We start from the raw sequence: 4,477 nt of genomic DNA, 5'->3' as shown, positions 1-4,477 counted from the left end.
TCGCTGATCCGTACGGTGGTGTCGCGGGTGGGCGGATGTATCGCACGGGTGATGTGGTGCGGTGGCGGTCGGACGGGAATCTGGAGTATCTGGGCCGGGCTGATGAGCAGGTGAAGATCCGGGGTTTTCGGGTCGAGTTGGGTGAGATCGAGGCGGTGCTGGCGGGGTGTCCGGGGGTGCGTCAGGTCGCGGTGATCGCGCGTGAGGACCAGCCTGGTGTGAAGCGGTTGGTGGCGTATGTGGTGGGTGATGCGGGTGTGGATGTGTTGCGTGAGCTTGTGGGTGCGGCTTTGCCGGAGTACATGGTTCCTGCGGCGTTCGTGGTGGTGGACGGGCTGCCGGTGACGGCGAACGGGAAGTTGGATCGCCGGGCGTTGCCGATGCCGGACTTCGGTGCGGTGGTATTGTCTCCATTCAGCTGGTCAGCCGGGCGCGTAAGGCGGGTCTGGTGTTCACGCCGCGTGATGTGTTCCAGTCCCGCACCGTCGCCGCACTCGCCGCCGTCGCCATTGAGGCTGACGAGGCGCGGACGCAGGCCCCCGACGACGGGGTGGGGCCGGTCGCGCTGACACCGATCGTGCACTGGCTGCGGGAGCGTGGTGGTCCCGTCGAGGGTTTCCGTCAGTCGATGGTGGTGCGCACGCCCGCCGGGCTGACGTGGGAGCGGCTGACGGCGGGGCTGGGGACGTTGCTCGATCATCATGACGCGTTGCGGCTGCGGTTGCGGCGTACGGGCGGCGACTGGGAGTTGGAGACGATGCCGCGCGGCGCGGTGGACGCCGCCGAGGTCGTCACGCGTGTGGAAACGGCGGACGCGCTGAGAGACGAGCCGTTGCGGCCGGACGCGGGCGAGATGGTGCGCGCGGTGTGGTTCGACGCCGGTCCTGCCGAGTCCGGGCGGTTGTTGCTGGCGTTGCATCATCTGGTGGTCGACGGTGTCTCGTGGCGGATTCTGCTGCCGGATCTGGCGGCGGCCGTCGCGGGCAAGGAGCTGGAACCGGTCGGTACGTCGTTGCGGCGCTGGGCCGAGCGGCTCACCGGCTTGGCCCAGGAACCCGCCCGCCTCGACGAACTCCCTCTGTGGACCGGGATCCTCGACAGACCCGAGGCCCCCCTCTCCCACCAGCCCCTGCGGCCTTCCCGTGACACCGGAGCCACGCAGCGGCACCTCCGACTGAGCCTGCCGTCGGACCGTACGCGGCCACTGCTGACCACCGTGCCGGCCGCCTTCCACGGCGGTGTGAACGATGTGCTGCTGACCGCCCTCGCGCTGGCCGTCGCCGACTGGCGGCGCCGCAACAACCGCGGGGACGCGACGTCGCTTCTTGTTGATCTCGAAGGCCACGGCCGTGAGGACATCGCGGACGGCGCCGATCTCTCCCGTACCGTCGGCTGGTTTACCAGCCTGTATCCGGTACGACTGGATCCCGGTACGCCGGACTGGGACGACGTCGGGCGAGCGCTGAAGGTCGTCAAGGAACAGTTGCGGGCCGTGCCCGACACCGGCATTGGTTACGGCCTGCTGCGCCACCTCAACCCCCGGACGGCGCCGGTGCTCGCCGCCCTCCCGACTCCCCAGATCGGCTTCAACTACCTCGGCCGCCTCGAAACCGGCACCGAGGCCGACTGGGCCGTGGAGAGCGCGTCCGGCGGTGCCGACGACGGCATGCCGTTCGTCCACGCCCTCGAAATCGACGCGCTGACGCACGACTCGCCCGACGGCGCACAGCTCAGCGCCACCTGGACCTGGCCGGATGCGCTCTTCTCCGAGGACGACATCCGGGACCTGGCCGAGACCTGGTTCCGCGCCCTGGACGCCCTCGCCGCCCACGCGGAACAGCCGGGAACCGGCGGACGCACCCCCTCCGATCTCCCTCTCGTCCCCCTGGACCAGGGCGAGATCGAACTTCTGGAGCGGTCCTGCCCCGCACTGGCGGACGTCCTGCCGCTCTCACCGATGCAGGAAGGGCTGCTGTTCCACGCCCTGTTCGACGAGGAAGCCGCCGACGTCTACACCGTGCAGCTCTTCCTGGGCATGGAGGGCGACCTCGATGTGCGGGCGCTGCGCTCGGCGGCGGAGACACTGCTGCGCAGGCACCCGAACCTGCGCAGCGGATTCCGGCACGAGCAGGTGAGCAGACCGGTCCAGGTCGTCCACCATGAGGTGGAGCTCGACTGGGACATCCAGGATCTCCGTGGCCTCGACCCGGACGAGCAGTCGGCACGGCTCGCCGGCGTCGCCGCGGGGGAGCGGGGCCGCCGCTTCGATCTCGCCGCGCCACCGCTGGTGCGGTTCGTCCTCGTACGGCTCGCCGACGACCGGTTCCGTCTGCTCATGACGGTCCATCACATCCTGCTGGACGGCTGGTCGATGCCGCTGCTTGCGCAGGAGCTTTTCGCGCTCTACGTGCGGAGAGGCGACGACACCGGGCTGCCCCGCCCCACTCCGTACCGGGACTATCTGGTCTGGCTCGCGGGCCAGGACCGCGAAGCCGCCGAGCAGGCATGGCGGCTTGCCCTCGCAGGAGTCGAGGAGCCCACTCTGCTGGCCCCGGGCGGCGCCGAGCGCGGGGCCCTCCCGCCCGAACGGGTCGCGCTGGAGCTGTCACCGGAGCTCACCACCGCACTCGGCGACCGGGCCCGGCACCTCGGGCTCACCCTGAACACGGTTGTTCAGGGCGCCTGGGCCGTGCTGCTCGGCCGGCTCACCGGCCGTGAGGATGTCGTCTTCGGCGCCACGGTGTCCGGACGGCCGCCCGAGATCGCCGGTATCGAGTCGATGGTGGGTCTGTTCATCAACACTCTCCCGGTGCGGGTGGAGTTGAGGCAGGACGAGACACTGGCACAGCTGCTCACGCGGCTCCAGGAACAGCAGTCGGCGCTGATGGAGCACCAGTACGTCGGATTGCACGACATCCAGCGGCAGGCAGATGTCGGGGAGCTGTTCGACACGCTGACCGTCTTCGAGAACTACCCCCTCGATCCAGGCCTGTTGGATGTCTCCGGCACCGGACTGCGTGTCACGGACGCCGACGCCGACGATGCCACGCACTACCCCCTGACTCTGGTGGTGGTTCCGGGAGCGCGGCTGGGCCTGCGCCTCGGCTACCGGCCCGATCTGCTGACCGCCGAGACGGCCGGGAGCATCGGAGCCCGGCTCGGCCGGCTCCTCGAAGCCGTCGCCGCCACCCCCGACCGGCCGGTCGGGGAGATCGACGTCCTGGACGCGGCGGAGCGCGAGCGGGTGCTCGTGGAGTGGAACGCCACCGAACGGCGCGTACCGTCCGTCACGCTGCCCGAGCTGTTCGAGGCGCAGGCGGCCCGTACCCCGCGGGCCACAGCGGTGGTCTTCGAGGGCCGTGAGCTGTCCTACGCCGAGCTGAACGCCCGTGCCAACCGCCTGGCGCGGCTGCTCGTCGATCGGGGCGCCGGCCCCGAGGGATACGTCGCCCTCGCTCTGCCGCGTTCCCAGGAGCTGATCGTCGCTCTGCTGGCGGTGCTGAAGTCCGGGGCGGCCTATGTGCCGGTCGACCCCGACTACCCCGCCGAGCGGATCCGGTACATCCTCGACAACACCCGCCCCGCGCTCATGCTCACCAAGCGTGACGTGGACGCCGCGCTGACCGCCACCGACGGGACCGACCGGCTCGTGCTGGACGACCCCAGGACCGGGGCAGCCCTCGGCGCGTACGGGGACACCGATCTCACCGACGCCGACCGGCTCGCGCCCCTCGGTGTCCTCAACACCGCCTACGTCATCTACACCTCGGGCTCCACGGGCAGGCCCAAGGGTGTCCTCGTCCCGCACGAGGGAATCGTCAACCGGCTGCGCTGGATGCAAGGGAGGTACGGCCTCGACGCCTCCGACCGGGTGTTGCAGAAGACACCGTCCGGGTTCGATGTCTCGGTGTGGGAGTTCTTCTGGCCGCTCATCGAGGGGGCCACACTGGTGGTCGCCCGCCCCGAGGGTCACAAGGACCCGGCGTATCTCGCCAGGCTGATCCGCGAGGAACGCGTCACCACACTGCACTTCGTCCCGTCCATGCTTCAGGTCTTCCTCACGGAGCCCGCGGCGGCGCAGTGTGACAGCCTGCGCCGTGTGGTGTGCAGTGGCGAGGCGCTGCCCGGCGAACTGCGCGCGAAGTTCTTCGAGACACTGGACGTGCCGCTGCACAACCTGTACGGGCCGACCGAGGCGTCCGTGGATGTGACGTCATGGGAGTGCGCCGCGCACGACCCCGCCGGGCCGGTGCCGATCGGCGCTCCGGTGTGGAACACCCAGGTACGCGTGCTGGATTCACGGCTGCGGCCGGTGCCGGTGGGCGTGGCCGGTGAACTGTATCTGGCCGGTGTCCAGCTCGCCCGTGGGTATTTGGGTCGTCCGGGGTTGACGGGGGAGCGGTTTGTCGCTGATCCGTACGGTGGTGTCGCGGGTGGGCGGATGTATCGCACGGGTGATGTGGTGCGGTGGCGGTCG

The 4,477-nt window shown here is 70.1% G+C and carries 1 protein-coding gene and 1 pseudogene; both read left to right on the top strand.

The window, feature by feature from the left end:
* Positions 1 to 395, top strand: a pseudogene (locus IF11_RS42650) (AMP-binding enzyme); the annotation flags it as partial.
* Between the two features lie 53 nt (positions 396 to 448).
* Positions 449 to 4,477, top strand: a 4,029-nt coding sequence (locus tag IF11_RS0135895) for an amino acid adenylation domain-containing protein (RefSeq protein WP_030356003.1), incomplete at its 3' end; no start/stop codon positions are given.

The organism is Streptomyces scopuliridis RB72 (assembly GCF_000718095.1).
Lineage (GTDB): Bacteria > Actinomycetota > Actinomycetes > Streptomycetales > Streptomycetaceae > Streptomyces > Streptomyces scopuliridis.
Note: the sequence above shows the minus strand (reverse complement) of the source record. Positions and strands in the feature narration are given on the sequence as shown.